We start from the raw sequence: 25,116 nt of genomic DNA, 5'->3' as shown, positions 1-25,116 counted from the left end.
CGCGGCCGGGCCGTCAAGTTACCGGCGGCGCGTGTCCGTGATCCCCCAGATCCCGCGCTTCGTCGTATTCCCGCGAAATATCCTTGTTCGTGTAATCCCCGAGCTTCGACGCGGCGACCAGGCTCAGCACCGCACACACCAGCACGTACACCGCGATCGCATACCCCGAATGGTAGTAGGCAAACAGCGCCGTCGCGATCAGCGGTGCCGGGCCGCCTGCGATGACCGAAGCGAGCTGATACCCCATCGACGCACCGCTGTATCGCAACCGCCCGGTAAACGACTCGGCAATCAACGCAGCCTGCGGCCCGTACATCATCGAATGCGGGACCAGAGACAGCACGATGGCCGCGAAGATCCATACCGGATTCCGGCTGTCGACCATCGCGAAGTAGAGGAATCCGAACACACCGACGGCAGCCGCGCCGATCATGTACATCCGCCGCCGCCCGATCAGATCCGACACGTGCCCGAACAGCGGGATGGTGACGAATTCGACCACGGATGCAACCAGCACCGCCGTCAGCAGCAGTTCGCGCGTGACGCCGAGCGCCGTGATCCCGTAAGTGAACACGAACGCCGTAAAGATATAGAACGGCGCCTGTTCGGCCATCCGCGCGAACGCCGACAGCACGATATCCCTCGGCTGCTTGCGCAGCACTTCGAGCATCGGCGTCTTCTCGATCCGGCGCTCGGCCAGCAGCTTCGCGAAGATCGGCGTCTCGAGAATATTCAGGCGGATATAGAGCCCGATCGCGACCAGCAGGATGCTGAGGAAAAACGGCACGCGCCAGCCCCACGCGAGGAAACTGCTGCCGGAAAGCCAGCTCATGGCCAGCACGGCGAGGTTGGCGAGGAACAATCCCGCCGGCACGCCGAACTGCGGCCACGACGCGACGAAGCCGCGATGCGCATTGGTGCGCGCCCATTCCATCGACATCAGGACCGAGCCGCCCCATTCGCCGCCGACGCCGACGCCCTGGATGAAGCGCAGCACCGTGAGGAGAACGGCGCCCCAGATGCCGATCGTCGCGTAGGTCGGGACGAAGGCCACGGCGAACGTGGCGAGCCCCATCAGCAACAGGGTCACGATCAGGGTGGCCTTGCGTCCGATGCGATCGCCGTAATGGCCGAAGATCGCGGCGCCGACCGGCCGCGCGACAAAGCCGACCGCATAGATCAGGAACGCCTGCAGCGTGCCGACGAGAGGGTGGGACTGCGGGAAATAAAGCTTTGCGAAGACCAGGCCGGTGACCGTGCTGTAGAGGAAAAAGTCATACCATTCGATCGTGGTGCCGATCGTGCTGGCGATGACGGCGCGGCGCAGCTGGCGCCGGGCTTCCTCGTCGGAGAGGGGCGTGGCCGCGGATTGCATGGCAGCCATTTCGATATCTCCCCAAAAAGGGCGACAGAGAAATAAACCATACGCCCGGCGATGGGTTCCGGCAAGGGCAGGCCGCGAATGGTTTGCACGGCGTCCGGGACTTTCAGTCAGAAGTCCTGATATATCGAATGCTCAACTGCCGGCGCGGGCGTGCCTTTCGATGAACGCGCGGGTACGCGATGGCCCGGTGATCTCCGTCCATTGCAGATGCGCGTATTTCGGATCGTCTCGCAGGGCGGCGAATTTGACGCGGTTCCTGGCGAAGGTGGTGTATGACCACAGCAGTACCGAGTCTTTGGAGCAGAACGCCATCCGCAGCGACTCCCGGTTGCCGTGAAAAAGCTCGGTGCGCATGAGCCCGCGGCTTAGCGTGCGCCAGAGCACCCGGGAGAACACAGTCCATCGCCCGAAGTTGAGCCAGACGACGTGCGTGGCTCTCGACCAGAGCACGTCGCGTACGGCGCTGTAGTTCCCGTCGGCGACCCACCGGTCGCCTGCCGTCGCGGCAAGCACGGCATTCTCGAACTGTTCGGGCGGTACGGCTGTCCAGTCGGGGCCCCAATAGAGTTGATCCAGTTCGATGTATGGGCAACCCGCAGCGGCCGCCAGCGCACTGGAGAAGGTGGATTTCCCCGACCCGCTTGTTCCGACGACGACGAAGCGCATGTGTTTGACCGCGGTCGAATTTCTCAGCCGCGTATTGTGCCTGATGCGTCGAAGCGGCGGATCGTCACCGATCGGTTCCAGGCCATTCGAGAAGTCACCACTAAACCTGCCCCGAAGACTGTTCTTCAGCGTACCGACTCACCGGGCGGTCGCGATGCACGATAACGTTCGTCGCATTCTTCTGTCTGGAGCGGTTCATGAAATATCCGATCTATATCACGCGGCACGGGAATCCCCGCTATCGCGGCGCGCTTGCGGATTTTCCCGAGGTCGACGTGGAGGGCGACTCGTATGGCGAGTTGCAGGCGGCCGCCGCGCAGCGGGTCGTGGCCCGTTATGACCGGTCCGCGCGTCTCATTCCGCCGCCGACCACGGACATGTCCGTATTGCAGGCGTCGGAGGTCGATGCCGGCGACGGGATCTGGCGGTTCTTCGACATCGACCTGACCGGGGTGACGTCGAGTTCCGTGCGGATCGAGCTGTGCCTGCCGAAGCGCATCGTGCACGACATCGATCGGACGGCGGGCGCGCTGCACACGACCCGCGATGCGTTCGTGTCGATGGCGTGCGAGCACGCCGTCGACCGATCCGCGCAGCACGGCGGCTTGCGTGGCGAACCTGTCGCGACATCGCTGTCGGAAGCGGTTTGACGGCCCGGGCGCGCCTGGCCGAGCGGTGCAGCCATCTGGGAGAAAGCCTGTTGAAGATTCACGTTGCGCGCGTTTCGCGACGCCGGACCTCGCCGTGGAGCAATGCCCGGCCGATTCGCGAGGAGTTCTTCGGCGACGAGCGACTCGCGCAGCATGCGGGCAGCCTGGCTCGCGCGCAGAAGGTGTTGCCCGGTGCGGCGTCGGGCCCCTCGCTGGCCACACGGCTGAAGGACAATGCGGATCATCTGCTGAAGGCCTACCGGAACACGGTGGCCGCAGATGCGCGCGGCGAGGAAATCACGCCCGCGGCGGAGTGGCTGCTCGACAACTACTATCTTGTCGCGGAACAGGTGCGGCAGATCCGCGACGATCTTTCCCCTCGCTATTACCGGCAACTGCCCAAACTGAGCAACGGCCCGTTCGCCGGTTATCCGCGCGTGTTCGGGATCAACTGGTCATTCGTCGCCCATACCGACAGTCGTTTCGATCCCGATGCGCTATGCCGTTTCATGCTTGCCTACCAGGCCGTGGAACCGCTGACGATCGGCGAACTGTGGGCGGTGGCGATCACGCTGCGGATCGTGCTGATCGAAAACCTGCGGCGGCTCGCGGATCAGATCATCGACGACCGGCGCGCGCGGCTCGATGCCGACGCGCTCGCCGATCGCCTGCTCGGCGAAGGCGGGCAGGCGCGGCTGGAGACGGCGCCGCTCGTCGCCCGTTATGAGCAGGCCGTATTGCACGATGCGTTCGCGGTGCAGCTGATTCAGCGGCTGCATGATCCCGATCCGGCCGTCGCGCCGGCACTCGCGTGGCTGCATCGGCACCTGGCGGCGCGCGGCGCGACGCCGGACCAGATCGTTGCGTCAGTCAACCATCAGCAGGGCGCCGCCAGCCTGACCGTGCGCAACGTGATCACCAGCATGCGGCTGATTTCGGAGGTGGACTGGACCGATCTGTTCGAACGCATCAGCCTGGTCGATCAGGTGCTGCGCAGCCACCCGGGTTTCGCGGAGATGGATTTCCCCACGCGCAACCTGTATCGCGACGCCGTTGAAGCGCTTGCGCGCGGCGCGCCGGTCAGCGAGCTCGAGATTGCCCGCCGCGTCGTCGCCGATGCGGCAGCCCGCGCACCGGCCGCAGGCGCGGTGCCGGGCCGCGAGACCGACCCCGGTTACTACCTGCTGGCCGACGGCCGCGCCGCACTGGAAGCGGAGATCGGCTATCGGCCGCCCGTTGCGTTGTGGTTGCGGCGCCTGACGCGCCACGCCGGCCTCGGCGGTTATCTCGCCCGTATCGGGCTGATCGCCGCACTGCTGCTGGCGGGCATGCTGGCGTGGCTCACGCGCGTCGAACCGCCCGGCCACTGGCTGATCTGGCTCGGCCTCGCCGGCCTGCTGCCCGCGCTCGACGCCGCGCTCGCACTCGTCAATCGCAGCGTGATGCGCGATGTCGGCGCGAAGATCCTGCCCGGCCTCGCATTGCTCGACGGCATCCCGCCGGACCTGCGCACCCTGGTCGCCGTGCCGGTGCTGCTGACGACGGAAGCGGCGCTCGCCGAGCAGATCGAGCAACTGGAAATTCACCATCTGGCGAGCCCCAACGGCGCGCTGTACTTCGCCTTGCTGTCCGACTGGGTGGACGCGCCCGCCCCGCACGCCGACAGCGACGACGGGCTGCTGGCATTCGCGGCGGCCGGCATCGACCGGTTGAATCGCCTTTATCCGGCGGCACCGGGTGAAGGCGAGCGCTTTCTGCTGCTGCACCGCAAGCGCGTGTGGAACGACGGCGAACGGTGCTGGATGGGCTGGGAGCGCAAGCGCGGCAAGCTGCACGAGCTGAACCGCTTGCTGCGCGGAGCGCAGGACACGACGTTCGTCGCGCGGGAAGGCCGGCCGCCGCGCGTGCCGCCGGACGTGCGCTACGTGATCACGCTCGATGCCGATACGCGGCTGCTGCGCGATACCGTGCGCCGCCTGGTCGGCAAGATGGCGCACCCGCTCAACCGGCCGGTATTCGACTCGGCGAGCCGGCGCATCGTCGAAGGCTACGGCGTCCTTCAACCGCGCGTCACGTCATCCCTCGCGAGCGGCGACGAGGGCTCGCTGTTCCAGCGCGTGTCGTCGAGCGCGCACGGCATCGATCCTTACGTGTCGGCCGTATCGGATGTCTATCAGGACCTGTTCGACGAAGGCTCGTATGCGGGCAAGGGCATCTACGACGTCGATGCGTTCGAGGCAGTGCTCGCCGGCCGCGTGCCGGAGAACACGGTGCTCAGTCACGATCTGTTCGAAGGCATTTTCGCGCGAGCCGGGCTGGCGTCGGATGTCGAGGTCGTCGAAGCGTCGCCGTCCCGCTACGACGTCGCGGCCGGGCGCCTGCACCGATGGGCGCGCGGCGACTGGCAGCTCCTGCCGTGGTTGATTTTCGGCCATGAGCCGCTGACGGCGGTCGGCCGCTGGAAGATGCTGGACAACCTGCGCCGCACACTCACGGCGCCCGCGATGATGGTCGCGCTGCTGGCTGGATGGATGCTGCCGCTGCCCGTGTCGCTCGCGTGGAGCGCGTTCGTGCTGACGACGATCGCGCTGCCGTTCCTGTTGCCCGTGTTGAGCGGGCTGGTGCCGCGCTGGCGGCGCACGCACGTCAAGATGACCACGCGCAGCGTGCTCTATGCATGGTCGATAGAGCTGCGGTTCGCGTTGACGCGGTTCGGCCTGTCGATCGTCATGCTGCCGCAGCAGGCGTGGTCGATGGGCGACGCGATCGCGCGCACGCTGTTTCGCGTGGGGATCAGCCGTCGCCACCTGCTCGAATGGACCACGGCGGCCGAAGCCGGCGCGCGCGAGCGGCGGACCCTGGCGTTCACCTATCTGCAGATGCGCGGCGGCGTGACGCTCGCGCTGCTGGCTGCGGCTGCCGGCCTGGCGGCGGGCTGGCGCTTCGATCGTGATGCGGGCTGGCTGGCCGTTCCGTTCGCGCTGGTCTGGCTCGCGGCGCCCGCGATCGCCTACTGGCTGAGCCGCGCACCGCGGCCGGCGGGCGAGCTCGCGGTGGCGCCGCACGATGCGCGCCAACTGCGGCGCGACGCGCGCCGGACCTGGCGTTATTTCGAGACCTTCGTGACGGCGGACGATCAGATGCTGCCGCTGGACAATTTCCAGGAGGACCCGAAGCCCGTTGTCGCGCACCGGACCTCGCCCACCAATATCGGGCTGTACCTGCTGTCCGCCGTCAGCGCCCGCGAGTTCGGCTGGCTCGGCACGCTGGACGCGGTGTCGCGGCTGGAGGCGACCCTCGCGACGATGCGGCTGATGGCGCGCTATCGCGGCCATTTCTACAACTGGTACGACACGCGCGACCTGCGGCCCCTCGAGCCGCGGTACGTGTCGTCGGTCGACAGCGGCAATCTCGCCGGCCACCTGATCGCGCTCGGCAACGGTTGCCGCGCGTGGGCGAATCAGCCCGCCGGCGTGGGGCGGCAGGCCGCGTATGAAGGGATCGGCGATACGCTCGCGCTGCTGCGCAACGCCGTGTGCCGGGAAGGCGACGCCCGCACGGCCTTGCACGGCGAATTCGAGCGGGCCGCGACCGAGCTGGAGGAGGCGCTCGCCGCGCCGGCCGGGGACGACGCCGCACCGGACGGCCGCGCCGCGCCGGAATGGCCCGCGATCACGGTCCTCGCCGCGACGGTCGCCGATGTCGCGCGCGCGCTGATGGACGATATCGGCAGGGTGCGGGGCGGCGACGTCGACGACGTGCTGTTCTGGGCGCAGGCGCTGGAGCACACGGTGCAGGGACATGGTCGCGACGCGACGCGCACGCCGGACGAAGCGGACGTGTTGAACAAGCGTCTTCATGCGCTGGCCGATACCGCGTTGCAGATGGCCTATGCGATGGAGTTCGGCTTTCTGCTCGACCCGGTGCGGAATCTGCTGTCGATCGGTTATGCGGTGGCCGACGGACGGCTCGATCCGGGCAACTACGACCTGCTGGCGTCGGAGGCTCGGCTGGCGAGTTTCGTCGCGATCGCGAAGGGCGATGTCCCGGCGCGGCACTGGTTCCGGCTCGGCCGCCTGGCGACGCCGATCGGGCACGGCGCGGCGCTGATCTCGTGGTCGGGATCGATGTTCGAATACCTGATGCCGTCGCTGGTGATGCGCGCGCCGGACAGCAGCCTGCTCGCGCGCACCAATCACCTGGTGGTGCGTCGGCAGATCGCCTATGCCGACGGGCTGCGCTTGCCGTGGGGCATGTCCGAATCGGCATACAACACGCGCGACATCGAGCTGACCTATCAGTATTCGAGCTTCGGCGTGCCGGAGTTGGGGCTCAAGCGCGATCTCGACCAGAACCTGGTGGTCGCGCCCTATGCGACCGCGCTCGCGGCGATGGTCGCGCCGGACGCCGCCGCGCGCAACTTCGAGCGGCTGCGCGCGGCCGGCGCGTGCGGGCGCTTCGGCTTCTACGAAGCGCTCGACTACACGCCCGCACGCGTGCCGGAAGGCATGCCGGTGGCCATCGTGCGGGCGTTCATGGCGCATCACCAGGGCATGTCGATCGTGTCGATCGCCAATGCGCTGCTGGGTGGACGCATTCGCGCGTTCTTCCATGGCGAGCCGGCCGTCCGCGCCACCGAGCTGCTGTTGCAGGAGCGGGTGCCGGGCCGGGTCGCGGCAGGGCGGCCGCGGGTCGACGCGAGCCCGGCCGGCAGGATGCATGGCATCGATGCCGGCGTCGCGCGGCGCCTGCTGTCGGCGGACGATCCCGCGCCCGTCACGCATCTGCTGTCCAACGGCCGCTACGCGGTAATGCTCACGGCCGCGGGTTCCGGCTACAGCCGCCGCGACGATCTGGCCGTCACGCGCTGGCGGGAAGACGCGACGCGCGACGATTGGGGCAGCTATCTGTATCTGCGCGACGTCGACAGCGGCGACGTCTGGTCGGCCGCATGGCAGCCCACCGGGGTGGTGCCGGACAGCTACGAAGTGACGTTCACCGAGGATCGCGCCGAGTTCGTGCGGCGCGACGGCACCTTGACGACGTCGCTCGAGGTGGTGGTCTCCGCCGAGGACGACGCGGAGGTGCGGCGGGTGTCGGTGGCCAATGCGGGCACCCGGGCCCGCGTAATCGAATTCACGTCCTACGCGGAAATCGTGCTCGCACCGCCCGCCGCCGATCACGCTCATCCCGCGTTCTCGAAGCTGTTCATCGAGACCGAGTACGTGCCGGCGTCCGGCGCGATTCTGGCGACGCGGCGCAAGCGCGCGCCGAACGAGGCGGAGGTCTGGGCCGCCCATCTGGCGGTGACGTCCGGCGAAACCGTCGGCGCGGAAGAATTCGACACCGATCGATTGCGTTTCATCGGGCGCGGGCGCGGCGTTCGACTGCCGCTTGCGCTGACCGAACGGCGTGCGCTGGGCGCTTCCGAAGGCGCGGTGCTGGACGCGGCGTTCACGTTGCGGCGGCGTCTGCGCATCGAGCCGGGCGCGAAGGCGAGCATCGTCTACTGGACCATCGTCGCGGATTCGCGCGCGCAACTGCTCGACCTGGTCGACAAGCATCGCGACGGCGAATCGTTCGCGCGTGCGGCGATGCTCGCGTGGACCCAGGCGCAGGTGCAATTGCGGCATAGCGCGGTGAGCCTCGACGAGGCCGCGTTGTTCCAGCAGCTGGCCGGATACATGCTCTACAGCGATGCGTCGATGCGGCCGGGTTCCGCCGCACTGCTGCGCCATGCGGCGGCGGTGTCGGCGGCGGGCGGCGTGGGCGCGTCGCCGCTGTGGACGCATGGCGTATCCGGGGATCTGCCGATCCTGCTGGTGCGGATCGACGACATCGAGCACATCGCGATGGTGCGGCAGTTGATCCGCGCGCACGAGTATTGGCGGATGAAGCGGCTCGAGGTCGATCTGGTCATCGTCAACGAGCGCGCGGCGTCGTATGTGCAGGATTTGCAGGCGGCGCTCGAGGGGCTGGTGCGGGCCCGGCAGCAGCCGGACGAAGCCGGGCGCGGCAGTATTTTCGTGCTGCGCGACGACCTGATGGCGGCGGCGGCGCGCGCGCTGTTTCCGTCGGTCGCTCGCGCCGTGCTCGCCGCGCGCAACGGCCGGCTGGTGGACCAGTTGCGACGGCTCGCGGGTTCACCGCTGCCCGCCCGCGCGGATGCCGCGCACCCGCCGCTGCCGCCCGCGTTACTGCCGCCGAAGGGGGCGCAGGCCGGCGCCGGTCTCGAATACTTCAACGGCATCGGCGGTTTCGCGCGCGGCGGCCGCGAATACGTGGTGATTCTGCAACCCGGTCAATGCACGCCGATGCCGTGGGTCAACGTCGTCGCGAACCCGTCGTGCGGCTTCCTGAGCTCGGCGGAAGGGGGCGGCTATACCTGGGTGACGAACAGCCGCGAGCATCCGCTGACGCCATGGTCGAACGACCCGGTCACCGATCCGCCCAGCGAGGTGTTCTATGTTCGCGACGACGAAACCGGCATGCGCTGGGGGCCGCAGGCGAACTCGATCGGCGACGATGCGCCGGGTGCGACTCCGTTCGTGGCGAGCCATGGCCAGGGCTACAGCCGGTTTGCGCATACCGCCGCCGAGGTCGCCGTCGAATTGCTGCAGTTCGTGCCGCTGGCCGATCCCGTCAAGATTTCCCGCCTGACCCTGCGCAACCTGTCGGACCGGACCCGCCGGCTGTCCGTCGCAACCTATGCGGAGTGGGCGCTGGGCGCGTCGCGCAGCGCCGCGGCGCCGCACACCGCGAGCGAGATCGATCCGGCCACCGGCGCGCTGTTTGCCCGCAACGACTGGAGCCACGCGTATCGCGGCAGGGTGGCGTTCGCCGATCTGTGCGGCCTGCAAACCGCCTGGAGCGCGGACCGGCGCGAGTTCATCGGCCGCAATGGCGTGCTGAGCGATCCCGCCGGTTTTCCGGGCAGCGTCGGCGCGCCGCCGCTGTCTGGCCGGGTCGGCGCCGGGCTCGACCCGTGTGCCGCGTTGCAGACCACGGTCGATCTCGAACCCGGCGGTGTCGTCGAAATCGTCTTGCTGCTCGGCGAAGGCGCCGATGCGGCGGCGGCGCGACAGTTGGTCGAGCATTACCGTCAGGCGGATCTCGATGCGATATTCGCCGCGGTGACGGCGTTCTGGGACGAGACGCTCGGCGCGCTCCAGGTCGAGACGCCGGACCGCGCGATGGATCTGATGCTGAACCGCTGGCTGCTGTACCAGACGCTGTCGTGCCGGATCTGGGCGCGTGCGGGCTTTTACCAGGCCAGCGGCGCGTACGGTTTTCGCGACCAGCTGCAGGACGGCATGGCGCTCGCGGCCGCCCGCCCGGCCCTGACGCGCGAGCATCTGCTGCGGGCGGCGGCGCGCCAGTTCCCGGAGGGCGACATGCAGCACTGGTGGCTGCCGGAAAGCGGCAGCGGCGTACGCACGCGGATCTCCGACGATCGTGTCTGGCTCGCCCATGCGGTCGCGCACTACGTCGACGTCAGCGGCGACCGGGCGATTCTCGATGCGTCGATCCCGTTCATCGACGGGCGACCGCTGGCGGCGGACGAGCAGGACGCGTTCTTCGTCCCGCGCATCTCGGAAACGAGCGCGTCGCTGTTCGAGCATTGCGTGCGCGGGCTGGAATCCAGCCTCGCGCATGTCGGCGAGCATGGCCTGCCGCTGATCGGCACGGGCGACTGGAACGACGGCATGAACCGCGTCGGCGAAGCCGGGCGGGGCGAAAGCGTGTGGCTCGGGTGGTTCCTGCATGCGACGCTCGCGGCGTTCGCGCCGCTCGCCGCGGCGCGCGGCGCGGGCGAGCTGGCGGCGCGCTGGCTGACGCGCGCCGACGCGTTGCGCGACGCGCTCGCCGATGCGGGATGGGATGGCGAGTGGTATCGGCGCGGCTACTTCGACGACGGTACGCCGCTCGGCTCGGCCGGCAACGCCGAATGTTCGATCGACGCGATCGCGCAGTCGTGGAGCGTGCTGTCGGGCGCGGCGGACCCGGCGCGCGCCGCGCAGGCGATGGATGCGCTGGACGCGCGGCTGATCCGCCGCGACGATGGCCTGGCGCTGCTGTTCGCACCGCCGTTCGATCGTTCGCCGGTCGATCCCGGCTATATCAAGGGTTATCCGCCGGGCATCCGGGAAAACGGCGGCCAGTACACGCATGCGGCCACGTGGTCGGTGCTCGCGTTCGCGCAAATGGGTGACGGCGATCGCGCCGCGAAGCTGTTCGCGCTGCTCAATCCGGTCAATCGCAGCCGCACGCGCAGCGGCGCGAATCGCTATCGGGTGGAGCCATACGTGGTCGCGGCCGATGTCTATTCGGTCGCGCCGCATGTCGGCCGCGGCGGATGGACCTGGTACACCGGCTCGGCGGGCTGGCTGTATCGCGCGGGCGTCGAAGGGCTGCTCGGCCTGCGCAGGCATGGCGACATGCTGTCCATTCAACCGTGCATCCCGCGATCCTGGCCGGGCTTCCGGGCAACGCTGCGTCATGGCGCGTCGCACTACGACATCGTCGTCGAGAATCCGGACGACGTCAGCGGCGGCGTGTCGCGCTTCGTCGTCGATGGCGTGCGGCTCGCCACCGGCGAAGCGGCGGTGCGGCTCGTGGACGACGGTCGGCGGCACAGCGTGGTCGTGACGCTGGGGGCTGCGCAAGCGGTGCTGCTGTGAGCGGCAGGCCGGCATCCGGGCCGGTACGTTAGCGGACGGACTGTGCGCGATTCACCGTCCATCATGAACCGACGTCTCGAATTCCATCGGGATGTCGGCGCATGGGTTTCCATGCGTCGTGCCGGATCGGCCGACGCGGCGGCAACCCGAGGAGATGATCATGAGAAAGCTACATTCCGTTGCAGTCGAGATGACGATAGTCACCATGACGATTGTCGTGCTGGCGGGTTGCGGCGATATGTCTCGCCGCGGAAGGGATACCGTGATCGGGGCCGGTGTCGGCGGCGTCGCCGGTGCGGTCCTGACGGGCGGCAGTGCGTTGGGCACGGTGGGCGGCGCGGCCGTCGGCGGGGTTGTCGGCAATCAGGTCGGGAAATAGGCCGGCCGGTTGAAGGGCAGGGAATCGGCACGCGCATGCGCCGTTACGGCGAAGCGCGCGCGATACGCGCGTGGCTTGGAGTACGACCGGTATGTCGGCATTTCTCCTGAACGGCGAGCTGAGGCTGTCCTGGTGGCAGCTTGCGTGGGTCGTGCTCGCGCTCACGCATGTCACCATCATCAGCGTGACGGTGTACCTGCACCGCTGCCAGGCGCACCGGGCGCTGGATCTGCACCCGGGCGTCAGTCACTTCTTCCGGTTCTGGCTGTGGTTGACGACCGGCATGCTGACCTCGCAGTGGGTCGCGGTGCATCGCAAGCATCACGCGAGGAGCGAGACCCCGGAAGATCCGCATAGCCCGCGCACCCGCGGCCTCGCGGCCGTGCTGCTGCGCGGCGCGGAACTGTATCGGGCGGAAGCGCGGAACGAGGAAACGCTGCGCAGATATGGCTCGGGTACGCCGGACGACTGGCTCGAACGCCATGTGTATGCCCGCTATCCGAATCTCGGCGTCGGGCTGCTGGCCGTGCTCGACGTCGGGCTGTTCGGGCTGCCCGGCGTCGCGGCGTGGGCGATCCAGATGATGTGGATTCCGTTCTGGGCCGGCGGCGTGGTCAACGGTTGCGGCCACTTCAGCGGTTACCGGAATTTCGCGACGCCCGATGCGAGCACCAACCTTTTCCCGCTGGGCATCCTGATCGGCGGAGAAGAGTTGCATAACAATCACCACGCATACGTGACGTCCGCCAGGCTGTCGAACCGCTGGTTCGAGTTCGACATCGGCTGGCTGTACATCCGCCTGCTGGCGGCGTTGAGACTCGCGACCATTCGGCGAGTCGCGACGAAGCCGCGCCTGCTCCCGCACAAGGCGGTGGCCGACGACGCGACGCTGCAAGCGATCATCCGCAACCGGCATGCGGTGTTGGCCGCCTATGCGCGCATGCTCGAGCCGGCCTGCCGGCGGGAGCTGCGCCGCATCGAGGACATGAGCCGCGACGACAAGCGCGCGTTCGCGCTCGGCATGAAACGCTGGCTGCGCCAGGCCTGGGGCCATCGGGACAAGCCCGATCTACGGGCGCTGACGAGCCCCAATGCGAACCGGCGAATACGCGTGTACGTGGATATGTACGAGACGTTGCTCGAGCTATGGACGTGGTCGCACGCGTCGCACGAGCAATTGCTGGTTCAGTTGCAGGATTGGTGCCGTAGTGCGGAGCAGAGCGGCATCAAGGCGATCGCCGATTTCTCGATGCGCCTGCGCCGGTATGCGTGATCGCGGCACGCCGGCGTGCCCGCGATGCGGGATCGGCGTGCAACGGTGCGCAGTTCATCTCGCCCGATTGTCGGGACGCGAATAACGCCACTTGCTCGCATTGGAATCGATGCCGGCATCGTGTCGGATGCGCTTTTCGGCGCGTTCGACGTCGGCACGGGCCAGATCGTCCCGCTGCTTTTGCCGGGTCGCGTCATCGCGCCGGTCCATCGAGGGGCCTGAGTAAGATTTCATGGATCGCTCCTGAGTGAGGTGTGCTCGCGTCGCGAGACGCCGCGTCGAGCCGGATGCGGCGGACGGATCAGATCGCCGTAGCGGCGATCTTGCCGTCCACGATGTCCTTGCCGAATTGCATCGCCAGGTCGAGTGCGAGCGCCGCCGTTTGCGGAGCGCCATGCTCGAAAATGGTCGAGTAACGCGGTGCCGTTGCCGAGGTCGCCGGAATCGTGTCGATGCGCACGATCGAACCGAAGCGCTTCAGGCCGGGGGCGTGGGGATCGCCGAACGGCGGGAACAGGATTTGCGAATAGACACGGAGTTCACGTCCGCGATATTCGAGAGTGGGGATGGTCATGATGTGCTCCTGACAGAGCAACCGTTGGCGCCGAAGGATTCGAGGGCGCCGATGCCTTGACAACATACCGGCAGGTGTCTTCAGTGTGCGCGCTCAATACCGGTTTGGCAACGAACATATCGGATGCCGAATCATATTTCGATGCAGATGAATCACCGGTTTGCAATAGGCAGTCAATTGCGCTGCAGGAATACCCGATTCCGAATAGTCGATACCGTACAGACGCCGGCGTGTCGTGCGGTTCACGATGAACTCAACACCGAGGAGGCAGCCATGTGCATCCCACTTTCACCCGAGGTCGTCGAGACCCTCAAATCGCTTGATCGAATTCCGGATTCCCAAGCGGATATTCCACGCACCATAGCCAACGAACTGTTGACTCACGGGCTTGCATACGAGTCGCGCACCGGCGGCTCGATCAATATGACGGCCGCAGGCCGGCTATGGCTGAATCGGTGCGCCGATTAGCGCGCGCATTGACCGGACGAGACGGGAGTTTTGTCGCGTACAACGCTCCAATGGACAAGTGAGGCAATGATGAAAATCCAATCTACACGATGGTTTCCGCTGGACCGATATGCACCGGTTCGCGACGGATGGTATGAGGTTCGACTGGTGAGCGGCGACACGGCATTTGCGAAGTTCGGCGGCGGCGAATGGACCGAAAAGCCGGTGCTCGCCTTTACGCGCTGGCGAGGCTTGTGCTCCGATCCGGCCAAGTCGGGCGACCAGGAGACGTTTGCCGCGGATGCGACCGCAGCGAAAGGTGTCCGGGACGCGTGGGATGCATTCTTTCCCGGCGTCGGAGACGAGCAGCACAAACCACGTGCCACGCACGGCGATCACACCTGACGCATTGCGGCATCGTGACGCTCGGTCGGGAAGCGGGTATCGCCGGATGCATGCACGCACGCGCCGTCGACGCCCGCCGAATCCGCGGCATGCTGCCCGATCGCGCGGCGCTTCGGAACCGTTCGCGCGAACGCCCTACGGCCGCTTCTTGAAGTGCTCTTTCGCGTCGCCGAATGACGCCTGTGTCTTGCCGACGACCTGCTCGACCTTGCCCTGCATTCTGGTCGAGCGATTTCCCATGACCTTGCCGACCATGACCTTCAGCTTGCCTTTCGCTTCCGCGATGCGGCCTCTCACCTGATCCCTGTTCATGACATTGCTCCTTGACATGGGGCGCCCGTTTCACCGGTACGAAACCCGGAACCATCGAAGCGTCGTATCGGGCGCTTTGGCGCGGGACACTCAGGACGCCCGAAAACACACTGCGCGCGATCGTGACGGAAGTCGGTACGATGCCGTACGCGAGTCGGCGCCGGCGCACCAGCGGATGCATGCGGGCGGCGATCGGGGCGATCGCCGCGACGAGGGCTTGTATAGGTTGTCTGTTTTAGCACGCTCGGTACGCTTTCGTACCGCATTCGCATTCGCCCGTGTGTAGCGTCAGTATATCCACGAACAATCCGTGGCGAATCAGGCTGCGACGAACATTTCCATGAGGTGCGCCGGGATCGATCCTTGCTATCGGTGTAGTAGTTCCGGGATGCACGACGACCGGCACCGCCGACGCCAGTGGCAGCCAGATCGACCAACGCCACACCATCGACGCGGGCGCCGGCCCGACCCTTGCGCACCGTTGCACGACTGCCGAAGGCTCGCGTGTCGCCGGGCTCGAGCCGCTGTCACGAACGTCGGAGGCGGGGCGGCTTTGTATTCATGTGTTGTTTTCAATCTTGCGGAGGGCGTATGAACATCCTCACGAGCGCGGGACCACTGGTTTCGCTGATCGCCGGCATTCTGATTCTTGTGGTGCCCCGTCTGTTGAATTACATCGTCGCGATCTACCTGATCGTCATCGGGTTGCTCGGGCTGTTCGGCGGACATATCCACTGAGCCGGGCCAGCCACGAAAAAGCGGGTTTCGAACCTTGCAGGCGGCACCCGCGATCGTCGAACCGCTGCCGTCGCCAGGTCTGCACGGAGTCGACCGCGCAACGATGTGCCGGTGCGTTGCCCGGTTGCGCCGTCGCGTGCCGATTGCAATCGAGGTCGCGCGGCCGGAATGATGCGCCGCGACGTTCGCGATTTCACGCATAGCGGCGCATCAGCGGCGCCGCTGAAATGCCGTGCAGCACGATCGACACGGCGATGATGGCCAGCACCCACGGCACCAGCGGCAACAGGTCCGCGCGCGGCCCTTGCTCGAGGGCCAGCATCAGGTAATACAGCGAACCCACGCCGCGAATGCCGAACCAGCTGATCAAGCGGCGCTGGCGGTGCGACGCCCGGGACCCGATCAGCGCGAGCTGGATGGCTGCCGGCCGGATCACGAACAGCAGTGTCGCGACCACGGCCACGCCCGTCCAGGTCAGCATGCCGGCCCAATAGCGGGACACGAGCGCGCCGATCAGCAGGATCAGCACGGCTTCGGCGATGTGTTCCAGCTCGGCCGTGAATCCCATGACCGATTCCGCGACGAACGCATGGGCTTTGTCGGGATCGGTGGCGGTGGCTTCGACATCCTCGCTGTCCACGACGCCGACCGTCTCCTTCGGCGTCTTCCGGCCGCTCGTTCGATGCTCGACGCGCCGCATCGCGACGCCCGCCGCGAATACGGCCAGGAACCCGTAGCCATGAATGGCGAGCGTCACGCCGTACGACAGCATGATCAGGCCCAGCGCGAAGAACCCCTCGAAGCCGAGCGCCTGGCCGTGACGGCTGCGCAGGAATGCGACGAGCCGGGCGGTGACGAAGCCGAACAGCCAGCCGGTGCCCACGCCGGACGCGATGCCCCATGCAATGCCGCCGACCATGCTCCAGTGAAGCGCCGACGTCGTGCCGGAGCTGCACAAAAGCAGGCCGAGTACCGCGCACGGGTAGGCCGTGCCGTCGTTGATCCCGCCTTCGCCGGACAACGAAAAACGCACCAGCTCGACGTCGCCCGCGTCGCGCACGCCGACGTCATGAGCAAGTACCGGGTCCGTCGGCGCGATCATCGCGCCCAGCAGTACCGCGACGCCGACACTCAAATGCAACACCAGCACGCCGAGTGCGGCGATCGACGCGACGGTGAAGATCATCGCGACGACGCCGAGTCGCAGCGGCAGCATCCAGCGGCGATCGGCGGGCGGGACACGCAGCTTCAGGCCGATCGCGAACAGCGAGATCAGCAGGCCGATTTCGGCGGCGATGCGCAACCGCGCGACGTCGTCCGGCAATGTCATGGACAGGATGCCGATGCCGGCCGGGCCGATCAGAAAGCCGATCCCGAGATACACCATGGCCGCACTCAGCGGCAGGCGCTCGAGCGACGATCCGATGAGTCCCATGAAAATCAGCAGGGCTCCGAAGATGAGGCATCCGATCGTTTCGGTCAATTTGCATTCCCCGCATGAATAACGTCGCGCTCGCCGCGCTTCGGTTGCAGGTCGCCATGTGGCGTCGTGGAGCTGTACGTGGGGCACGCTCGGGGCGTCGAGGCCTCGCACTCATCGCACAGTATCGCGCCGATCGTCCCACGTTCGCAGCGAGGCGGTTCGGCGTCGGTCGGATGGCGGACAAAGGACCGGGCATGACCATTGCATTCGCCGCCACGCGTGCCCGCGGCTGAAGCGCTCGGGAACGCGTACCCGAAACGGCACGCATACGATGTACGGTAGCGGGCAGAGCGGCGCCGTGGGTCGTCATAGACTGTTCCCCGACCCTGACGACCACCGGAGCACTGCCATGGCCCACACAGCAATCGAGGGAGACCTGCGTTCGCTCGAACGACTCATTGCACGCGTCGCGCCCGGTGAGCCTGCGCCATGGGCACTCTGGCGAATCCGGCTGGAATCGATTCTGGAACACGGCAGTCTGACGCCGTCGGAACGCACGCATTTCGTCAGCATCATCGCCCTTATCCTCATGCTCGAGCGTCGAGCGGGCAAGCCGGCCGCGCATTGAGCACGGCCGGCCATCGGGTACCGGGGATCTCTATCGCCGATGGCTCAAGCGAGCAGTTTCATCGCGCGGTCGCAGACGTTTTCGACCGTGAAGCCGAAATCGCGCATCAGCTCGGCGCCCGGCGCCGACGCGCCGAAACCCGCGACGCCGAGCACGTCGCCACGATCGCCGACATAGCGGTGCCAGCCTTGCGACACCCCCGCTTCGATCGCCAGCCGCGCGCCGACCGCCTTCGGCAGCACGGCGTCCTGATACGGCTGGGGCTGGGCGTCGAACAATCTCCAGCAGGGCAGCGACACCACCCGAACCGCCACGCCGCGCGCGAGCAGTTCGACTTGCGCCGCCAGCGCCAACGCGACTTCCGAGCCCGTCGCGATCAGGATCAGCGCGGGGCGGCCGTCGGGGGCATCGGCCAGCACGTAGCCGCCGCGCCGCAAGCCCTCGGCCGGCGCGAAGCGGAGGCGATCGATGGTCGGTACGTCCTGACGGGTCAGGACCAGCGCGGTCGGCCGCTCCCGCGCTTCGAGCGCCACCCGCCACGCGACGGCCGTCTCGTTGGCATCGGCCGGTCGAATCACCAGCAGGCCCGGGATCGCGCGCAGGCCGGCCAGCTGCTCCATCGGCTGATGCGTCGCCCCGTCCTCGCCGATCGCGAGGCTGTCGTGCGTGAATACATAGATCACCTGCAGGCGCATCAACGCGGCGAGCCGGATCGGCGGCCGCATGTAGTCGGAAAAGATCAGGAAGGTCGCGCCGAACGGCAGGATGCCGCCGTGGGTCGCCAGGCCGTTCAGGATGGCGCCCATCGCATGCTCGCGCACGCCGAAATGCAGATTGCGGCCGCTGCGGCTCCAGCCGCCGCCGTCGGAGCCTTGCCGGTCGAGCGCATTCATGCCGGCGGCCTCGAAATCGCCGTGCCCGGTCAGCGCGGTGAAGGTGGAGGGATTCAGATCGGCGGAGCCGCCGACCAGCGACGGTACGCGGGAGGCGAGGGCATTCAGCACCTGGCCGGATGCGACCCGCGTCGCGATGCCTTTCGGATCGGCCGGAAAGACCGGGATATCGCGGTCCCAACTGTCGGGCAGCGTGCCGCGCACCGTCTTCAGCAGCATCTCGGCCAGCTCGGGAAACGCGCGCGCATAGGCGGCGAATCGCGCGTTCCAGTGATCTTCCCGTGCCCGCCCCTCCGTCAACGCACGACGAAAATGCGCGAGCGCCGGTGCGGGGATATGAAATGCGGGGTCGGGCGGCCAGCCGAGGTTGTGCTTGGTCAGGCGCACCTCGGCATCGCCGAGCGGCGATCCGTGAGCCTGGTACGTGTCCTGCCGGTTCGGCGAGCCGTAGCCGAGATGCGTGCGCACGAGGATCAACGACGGACGCAGCTTCTCCGCACGTGCGTTGGCCAGCGCCGCGTCAATGGCGGCCAGGTCGTTGCCGTCGTCGACCGTTTCGGTATGCCAGCCGTAGGCGTCGAACCGTTGTGCGCGATCTTCGGTGAAGGTGATCGCGGTGCCGGCGGACAGCGTGACGCGATTGTCGTCGTACAGGCAGATCAGCTTGCCGAGCCGCAGATGGCCGGCAAGCGATGCGGCTTCCGCTGCGACGCCTTCCATCAGGTCGCCGTCGCTGACGAGTGCGTAGGTGTGGTGATCCACGATCTCGAAGCCGGGACGGTTGTAGCACGCGGCGAGCTGCGCTTCCGCCATCGCCATGCCGACGGCGTTGGCGAAGCCCTGGCCGAGCGGGCCGGTCGTCGTCTCGACGCCCGGCGTGAGGCCGCGCTCCGGATGGCCGGGCGTGAGGCTGCCCGATTGCCGGAAGCGCCCGATCTGATCGAGCGGCAGGTCGTAGCCGGTCAGGTGAAGCAGGCTGTACAACAGCATCGAGCCATGTCCGGCCGACAGGATGAAGCGATCGCGATCGAACCACGCCGGGTTGGCGGGGTGATGCTTGAGATGGCGCATCCATAACGCATAGGCCATCGGTGCGGCGCCGAGCGGCAAGCCTGGATGGCCGCTCGCCGCTTTCTGCACGGCATCGATCGACAGGAAGCGCAGCGTATTGATGCAGAGTGCATCGAGTGCCGAACCTTCGGTTGGCGGGAAATCGGTTGAGGTCATGCAGTTGCTCCCTGGCGTCCGGTCACGGGATATCCCGCACGGGATGGTGGTTGCGTTGGCTAGCCATTGCGCGGGTCAGCGTTATCGGTCGCCGTGCCAATAGCCGTGCTTGCCGTAGAACTCGTGCAACTCGATCTCGTAGCTGCGATGCACGAGCTGCGAGTCGTCGTATGGAGGGCTGCGGCGGATCGCGTCGCGCGTGAGCGTGGTCGATACCGTTTCCGTCGGCCAGTCCACCTGGTCGAGCCAGTGAGTCGCGATCAGCACTTCCTTGCCGGTCGACCACCAGCTCGACGTGTCGATCGCCAGATAGCGGATCACCCAGGCTTCATCGTCGTAAATGAAGTCGGACACGTGGCCGATATGTCCGTCCTTGACTTCGAGCCGATATCCGTCGACCTCGCGGGTGCTGTGCAGATGCGTATCCGCCGCTGCGCTGGCCGGCGCGGTGCGAGAGACGAGCGGATCGCCCGCTTCAGGATCCTGCGACGGCCCGGCGGGATCGAAAGCCGGATACGCGCCCATCCCCCAAAGGTTCGGGCCGCCCCAGTAAGTCGGGTAGTTGTAGTAACGCAGGTACTCGATCTCGTGCTGGCGCGATACCGGTTTGTGCGTGTCCACGTTCGGGCTGTCTCTCACCTGCTGTTGCGTGAGGCTGACGTATAGCGTGCGGGTTTCGGGGTCGGCATGCGTGACGGAATACGGCGAGACCAGCACCTGCCTGTCGTGCAGCCAGTCGCCCGTCTCGACGACGAGGTAGCGGATGCACCAGTTGTCGTCGTCGAAGTAGGCCTGGTGGATGCGCCCGATATCGCCGTCCTTCGCTCGAACCGTGTCTCCGTGCAACCTTCGGATGCTTCGTAACATGATGTCCTCGCCAGATCGATGCTCGGCACGTCGGTGATCCGGCTGGCATGCCTGCCGTGCGGCGGCGTCCAGCCGTTCGTCCGTCGGTGCGGAGCGATTCCTGCCGAGCGCGTCCCCTCGGATGGCCGGCATGCTTGAGACGCTACACGCGACGAATGGCCGATGCGGTACGAAACCGTACAAAGCGTGTGCGGGGGCGATCCGGCGGCGAACCGTCCCCCTCCCGACATGTCGCGAAACATCCTGTCGATTTTTTGTCATCAGGATCACGAAGCGGTGAAGATCGCCGGGGTCCGCTCGTGCCCTGCGTAATTTTCAAATGGGGCCTATGCTGGCGTCGTGACCGGCGGTATTCCACATTGGCGGGCCGGCCGCAGGCGGCCAGTCGAATCCGGGGCAGCCCGGTCCGACCATCAGCTCCATGGAGGCGGTTATGCGCAGCAGGTATCGAGAGCAGCATACGAACGGCAGCAAGAGCGAGCGCAATGTCGACGACGCGGTCGAGGGGACGTTCCCCGCCAGCGATCCGCCGTCGATAGGCGGTGTCACCCGGATGATTTCCCGCCCGGCCCATCGAAAGCATCACCGGAAATCGTCACACATCAAGCACCGTTAGCGCAGGTTGCGCGATGCGTGCCAACGCCTTGCGTGACCGGGATCCATCGAGTCGTCGCCGGCATTTAGCGATATCGATGAACGCGGAGGCATCAGTCAGAGCGACGGCGAGCCGATATTCCCGGTCTTCCCGGGTACGGAACCGTACCGACTTCCGATGCCGGTGCGCGCAGCGTTTTCTCGTGCGTCGAGTGTCATTGTCGATGTCGACGCTGCGCACGAGACGGATATTCCCGGATCTTGTCCAAGGAGGACATCATGACGACGCTTCACCCCCCCGATCGACCTGTGGATGACGGCAACGGGGGCAAGCTTGTCGAACGCGATTCAGGCGACGAGCCCGGTCCTATGGTGAGGACTGCGGATGTACTGAAGGGCAGCAAGATCGTTGCGTCGGACGGTGAGGATGTTGGAAGTGTTTTCGACATCGTGCTCGACTTGCACCACGGCAGAATTGCCTATGCGGTTGCTTCCAGCGGAGGAACGGGCGAGATGCTTTGCGCCATTCCGTGGAGTGCGATGAAATACGATATCGGCGACAAATCTTTCCATCTGGATGTGACCGCCGCGCATGTCAAAGGCACCCCGGGCTTCGACGACGAGCATTGGCCGGTGATGACGCAATCACGGTGGGGAATGTCGCTTCACCAGTACTACAACCGGACGCCGTACTGGGTAGCCGGATGAAACGATGTCACGCAGAGGTTTCGTCGCGCCGACAGTCGTATGCTCACTGAATATCGCATTCGGGCCGTTCGCGCCACGGTGCGTCGCAGTCGCGGCTAGAGGCGCTTCAGATCAGGAAGCAGGCGATCGAATTCGCGTTTGACCACGCTGTAGCATTCGCACACGCGCTTTTCGAGCCCCGGCCGATCCAGCACCTCGATATGACCGTAGTTGTAGCGGATGAGGCCCGCGTCCTGCAGCTTCAATGCCGCTTCCGTCACGCCCGACCTGCGCACGCCCAGCATGTTGGCGATCAGCTCCTGCGTCATGCGCAGCTGGTTCGACGGCAGACGGTCGAGGCTGAGCAGCAGCCAGCGGCACAGTTGCTGATCGATCGAGTGATGCCGGTTGCATACCGCGGTCTGAGCCATCTGCGTGATCAGCGCCTGGGTATAGCGCAACAGCAGGCGCTGCATTGAGTTGCCGCGCCGGAATTCTTCTTTCAGGATGCCCGCGTCGAGCCGGTAGGCCTGCCCCGCGCTTTGCACGACGGCTCGGCTCGGCGTCGTTTCGCCGCCCATGAACAGCGACACGCCGATCATGCCTTCATGGCCGACGATCGCGATTTCCGCGGACGAGCCGTCCTCCATCACGTACAGCAGCGACACGATCGACGTGGTCGGAAAATAGACGTGATGAAGCTGGCCGCCCGACTCGTACAGCACTTTCCCCAACGGCATGTCGACGAGCGTCAGGTGTGCGGCGAGGTGGGCGCGCTCGTTTTCCGGCAGCGCGGCAAGCAGGTGGTTTTCGATAATGGGCGGGTTGTCCTGCATGCGTGGCTCCTGCGCTTGCACTCGGTTGACGATGGAGACTCCGGCCGACGTGGATGCAGCGGGAATCGGTGGGAGCGGCCAACCATCATACGTTATCGATCCGGCGACCGGACGGGAGGGTGACGACAATGTGTCCCTTTTCCCGATGAGTTCGGGATGACCGACCGTTCGAATGCGAATCGACCTTCAAAAATTATAGTGCCGATACATGTCTCATCAAGGTACGCGCAATCGCGCGCGCTCGATACGGAACCGATATCTCACGGCGCGATTGACGGGAAATCGCGGTCGCCAGGCCTGGGCGGCGTCGACCGCGGAATGACGCGCCGCGATGATTCGCGTGCATCAGGTACATTGCCGGACAAGCGCCACGCACGAACACGCTTGCGCTTACGTGCGTATCAGGCGAGTTGAGTCCAGATTCGCCGCCGCGTTGGCCGCTCGTTCGCCTGGCTGGCTTTTGAGCGCTACAGCGCCGTCAGCTTGGTGATCTTCGTTCCTTCAAGCGTCACACCCGCCATCAATCCGCTGTTCGTCAGCACGAACGCTTCGATCGGCGCGGTCGCGGTGCTGGTGTCGATGTTGCCGTTCGCGCCGACTTTCAGTACTGCCACCGATGCGTCGCCGCCCACCGACCAGCCTTCGCTGTTACGGAACCGGTCAAGCGCGTCCTGGGTCATGAACAGGAAAATGATGGCCTTCGATTGCGCGCCGATCTGCAGCCCGATCGAGCCGGTCGTGGTGCTGTAATACCCGACCGTGCTGCCGGCAACGCGCAGCGAGCCTTCGCCGTACTGACCGCCGATCCAGAATCCGGCCGCGATGACCGACGGGAACACCAGCACGCCACGCGCCTTGCCGACGAGTTCGCGCGAGCCTTTGGCGCTGGTGTAAAGACGTGCGAGGGTCGAGTCGACGCCTGCATCGATGGTGTGGCGCTTGTCGACCTGGTGGCCGCTCGCGTCGGATGTACCGGTCGTCGTGCATCCCGAGACCGCGAGGCCGATCGCCAGGATGGATCCCGGCGTGCCCCACAGGAATGTTCGTCGCAGCATCATCGTCTCCTGGTTGTTCGTGGAGCTTCGACGCTACGCCAGGGCGGCCGCGGACGCGGTACGACAGCGTACAAAGACGCGACATCCGCGTCGGCCGGTGTGTCGTTCAGCTTCGCAGCACGTGCGTCGTGTGCGGGTGAATGTCGGTCGATGTCGCGCAACCGGCCCGCCTCCGCAAGCGTCCTTCACCGTACAGACACGCGATCTCGTTGACCGGAGGATATCTGCTGAAACCATCCATTCGTGCGTGATCTTTTCACGAACATCGACGTGGGTCACATCGGCGGCGAACGATTCCGTCATGCGTCTCCGGTCGATCGAACGAAGCGCCACACTCGAATGCGACTGGCAAGGAGAGCAACATGCGTGCGTCTATCTATGTCTGTCTTGCGGCTATTGCAACCGTGCTTGCCGGATGCCTTTGGGTACCCGGCGACGGCTATCGCGGTGATCGAAATGGGGGGTACGGCGGCGCGTACGGCGGCGGTTACGAAAGCGGATGGAACCGAGGCGGCGCTTCCCGCGACCACATGAATCATTCCTGGCATCCCGATGACCGGTGGCCGCATAAGGACGGGCAGCGGGAAGGATGGTAGGTCGGCCGCGGTCATCACATGAACATCGCCGGTCAGCGTTCGCCCGGCGCGCGTCATCATGACCGATTCGCGTCGTTTCGCGACGCTGGCGAACCTGATGCCCCATCGCTCACGTCCTGCCGGACTCGAGCAGGTTCTTCAGCGCCGCCATCTGTTCCTTCTGCATGTTCAGCAATTCAGTCCATTGCTCCTCGCGCAACCCGTCCAGCTTTTCATGGAGCAACATGATCTCGAGTTCGGCCTTCAGATTGATTTCGTAATCATGTTCGGCAGACACCCGGTCCTTGTATGACTGCCTGTTCTGGGCCATCAGGATAATGGGTGCCTGGATCGCTGCCAGCATCGAGAGAAACAGGTTGAGCAAGATATACGGGTAAGGATCGAAGGCCTTGCTGTACGTTGCCAGAATCAGCGAATTCAGGCCGACCCACACGACCATGACGACAATAAAGCACGTGATGAATATCCACGACCCGCCGAAGGCGGCAACGGCATCTGCCGCGCGCTGGCCGCGCGTTGCCGCTGCATCCAGTTCTTTCGTGGAGTCTCTCGCTATGCGCTTTCGTTCCGAAACGAGACGTGCAACATTCTTCGCGCGCTCGTCCAATGATTCATAGGGTACGCCAAAGAATTTTTCGGCAAGCTCCGCAGGTTTATGCATGTTGTCCTCCGCGCGGTCGCGCAATCCGAACAGAATGGAATCGCAATAAGGTCACCGCAAAAGGCTGGTTGCGCGGCAATCGCGAAGCAAAGAAACCGAGACAGCCCGAACAGCGGTCTCTCCCGGTTTCGCTGCCATCC

Annotated in this window: 19 protein-coding genes; 9 read left to right on the top strand and 10 right to left on the bottom strand. The window is 66.1% G+C overall.

Annotated elements, in window-relative coordinates; genetic code table 11:
• Window positions 1-13: 13 nt before the first annotated feature.
• Both ACM6JT_RS01935 and ACM6JT_RS01930 read right to left on the bottom strand, forming a co-directional pair.
• Window positions 14-1,384, bottom strand: a complete 1,371-nt coding sequence (locus ACM6JT_RS01935) for an MFS transporter (RefSeq protein ID WP_034182297.1) — start codon at window positions 1,382-1,384, stop codon at window positions 14-16.
• Between the two features lie 132 nt (window positions 1,385-1,516).
• On the bottom strand, window positions 1,517-2,050 hold the full coding sequence (locus ACM6JT_RS01930) for a toxin (RefSeq protein WP_034182296.1): 534 nt from the start codon (window positions 2,048-2,050) through the stop codon (window positions 1,517-1,519).
• A gap of 197 nt (window positions 2,051-2,247) precedes the next feature.
• Here ACM6JT_RS01930 and ACM6JT_RS01925 point away from each other — a divergent pair, with 197 nt between their 5' ends.
• The 4 genes from ACM6JT_RS01925 (at window position 2,248) to ACM6JT_RS01910 (ending at window position 13,033) form a co-directional block, all read left to right on the top strand.
• Window positions 2,248-2,700: a type II toxin-antitoxin system HicB family antitoxin gene (locus ACM6JT_RS01925; RefSeq protein WP_131946031.1), complete on the top strand. Its 453-nt coding sequence runs from the start codon at window positions 2,248-2,250 to the stop codon at window positions 2,698-2,700.
• A 50-nt stretch (window positions 2,701-2,750) separates the two neighbouring features.
• Window positions 2,751-11,381 carry a GH36-type glycosyl hydrolase domain-containing protein gene (locus ACM6JT_RS01920; RefSeq protein WP_414855894.1) on the top strand — a complete coding sequence of 2,877 codons (8,631 nt, stop codon included), beginning with the start codon at window positions 2,751-2,753 and terminating at the stop codon, window positions 11,379-11,381.
• Window positions 11,382-11,541: 160 nt separating this feature from the next.
• Window positions 11,542-11,760, top strand: a complete 219-nt coding sequence (locus ACM6JT_RS01915) for a glycine zipper 2TM domain-containing protein (protein WP_034182587.1) — start codon at window positions 11,542-11,544, stop codon at window positions 11,758-11,760.
• Between the two features lie 91 nt (window positions 11,761-11,851).
• Entirely contained in the window at window positions 11,852-13,033 is a 1,182-nt protein-coding gene (locus ACM6JT_RS01910; RefSeq protein ID WP_034182294.1) for a fatty acid desaturase, read from the top strand.
• A gap of 301 nt (window positions 13,034-13,334) precedes the next feature.
• Here the strand turns inward: ACM6JT_RS01910 and ACM6JT_RS01905 are convergent, their stop codons facing one another.
• Window positions 13,335-13,607: a hypothetical protein gene (locus ACM6JT_RS01905; protein WP_243567431.1), complete on the bottom strand. Its 273-nt coding sequence runs from the start codon at window positions 13,605-13,607 to the stop codon at window positions 13,335-13,337.
• 537 nt (window positions 13,608-14,144) lie between these two features.
• Between ACM6JT_RS01905 and ACM6JT_RS01900 the strand changes: the two genes are divergently transcribed.
• Window positions 14,145-14,459 (top strand): hypothetical protein, encoded by a 315-nt coding sequence (locus tag ACM6JT_RS01900; RefSeq protein ID WP_414855904.1) that lies wholly within the window; start codon window positions 14,145-14,147, stop codon window positions 14,457-14,459.
• Between the two features lie 135 nt (window positions 14,460-14,594).
• On the opposite strand, the gene ACM6JT_RS01895 is transcribed toward ACM6JT_RS01900, so the two are convergent.
• Window positions 14,595-14,771 carry a CsbD family protein gene (locus ACM6JT_RS01895; protein ID WP_131946028.1) on the bottom strand — a complete coding sequence of 59 codons (177 nt, stop codon included), beginning with the start codon at window positions 14,769-14,771 and terminating at the stop codon, window positions 14,595-14,597.
• A gap of 591 nt (window positions 14,772-15,362) precedes the next feature.
• On the opposite strand from ACM6JT_RS01895, the gene ACM6JT_RS01890 reads away from it, so the two are divergent.
• The gene (locus ACM6JT_RS01890) at window positions 15,363-15,509 is read left to right on the top strand and encodes a DUF3096 domain-containing protein (protein WP_081938516.1); all 147 of its coding nucleotides are present in this window, start codon (window positions 15,363-15,365) and stop codon (window positions 15,507-15,509) included.
• A 193-nt stretch (window positions 15,510-15,702) separates the two neighbouring features.
• On the opposite strand, the gene ACM6JT_RS01885 is transcribed toward ACM6JT_RS01890, so the two are convergent.
• The gene (locus tag ACM6JT_RS01885) at window positions 15,703-16,992 is read right to left on the bottom strand and encodes a cation:proton antiporter (protein WP_414855893.1); all 1,290 of its coding nucleotides are present in this window, start codon (window positions 16,990-16,992) and stop codon (window positions 15,703-15,705) included.
• Window positions 16,993-17,341: 349 nt separating this feature from the next.
• On the opposite strand from ACM6JT_RS01885, the gene ACM6JT_RS01880 reads away from it, so the two are divergent.
• Window positions 17,342-17,560 carry a hypothetical protein gene (locus tag ACM6JT_RS01880; RefSeq protein ID WP_081938515.1) on the top strand — a complete coding sequence of 73 codons (219 nt, stop codon included), beginning with the start codon at window positions 17,342-17,344 and terminating at the stop codon, window positions 17,558-17,560.
• 44 nt (window positions 17,561-17,604) lie between these two features.
• Here ACM6JT_RS01880 and tkt read toward each other — a convergent pair whose 3' ends face one another.
• Entirely contained in the window at window positions 17,605-19,680 is a 2,076-nt protein-coding gene (gene tkt, locus ACM6JT_RS01875; protein WP_414855892.1) for a transketolase, read from the bottom strand.
• Window positions 19,681-19,761: 81 nt separating this feature from the next.
• The gene (locus ACM6JT_RS01870; protein WP_105390913.1) at window positions 19,762-20,547 is read right to left on the bottom strand and encodes a PRC-barrel domain-containing protein; all 786 of its coding nucleotides are present in this window, start codon (window positions 20,545-20,547) and stop codon (window positions 19,762-19,764) included.
• Window positions 20,548-20,980: 433 nt separating this feature from the next.
• Here ACM6JT_RS01870 and ACM6JT_RS01865 point away from each other — a divergent pair, with 433 nt between their 5' ends.
• Together ACM6JT_RS01865 and ACM6JT_RS01860 are read left to right on the top strand one after the other, a co-directional pair.
• Window positions 20,981-21,163: a hypothetical protein gene (locus ACM6JT_RS01865; RefSeq protein ID WP_407972883.1), complete on the top strand. Its 183-nt coding sequence runs from the start codon at window positions 20,981-20,983 to the stop codon at window positions 21,161-21,163.
• A 257-nt stretch (window positions 21,164-21,420) separates the two neighbouring features.
• On the top strand, window positions 21,421-21,849 hold the full coding sequence (locus ACM6JT_RS01860) for a PRC-barrel domain-containing protein (RefSeq protein ID WP_034182584.1): 429 nt from the start codon (window positions 21,421-21,423) through the stop codon (window positions 21,847-21,849).
• Between the two features lie 95 nt (window positions 21,850-21,944).
• Here ACM6JT_RS01860 and ACM6JT_RS01855 read toward each other — a convergent pair whose 3' ends face one another.
• The 3 genes from ACM6JT_RS01855 to ACM6JT_RS01845 all read right to left on the bottom strand — a co-directional run bounded on the left by ACM6JT_RS01855 (window position 21,945) and on the right by ACM6JT_RS01845 (window position 24,976).
• The gene (locus ACM6JT_RS01855; protein ID WP_034182288.1) at window positions 21,945-22,664 is read right to left on the bottom strand and encodes a Crp/Fnr family transcriptional regulator; all 720 of its coding nucleotides are present in this window, start codon (window positions 22,662-22,664) and stop codon (window positions 21,945-21,947) included.
• 467 nt (window positions 22,665-23,131) lie between these two features.
• Window positions 23,132-23,719, bottom strand: a complete 588-nt coding sequence (locus tag ACM6JT_RS01850) for a YSC84-related protein (RefSeq protein WP_034182583.1) — start codon at window positions 23,717-23,719, stop codon at window positions 23,132-23,134.
• A 705-nt stretch (window positions 23,720-24,424) separates the two neighbouring features.
• Window positions 24,425-24,976 carry a DUF1003 domain-containing protein gene (locus ACM6JT_RS01845; RefSeq protein WP_034182582.1) on the bottom strand — a complete coding sequence of 184 codons (552 nt, stop codon included), beginning with the start codon at window positions 24,974-24,976 and terminating at the stop codon, window positions 24,425-24,427.
• Window positions 24,977-25,116 lie beyond the last annotated feature (140 nt).

Source organism: Burkholderia sp. IT-111MI5 (genome assembly GCF_949752865.1).
Lineage (GTDB): Bacteria > Pseudomonadota > Gammaproteobacteria > Burkholderiales > Burkholderiaceae > Burkholderia > Burkholderia pyrrocinia_C.
This window is presented reverse-complemented; position numbering and strand designations above follow the sequence as displayed.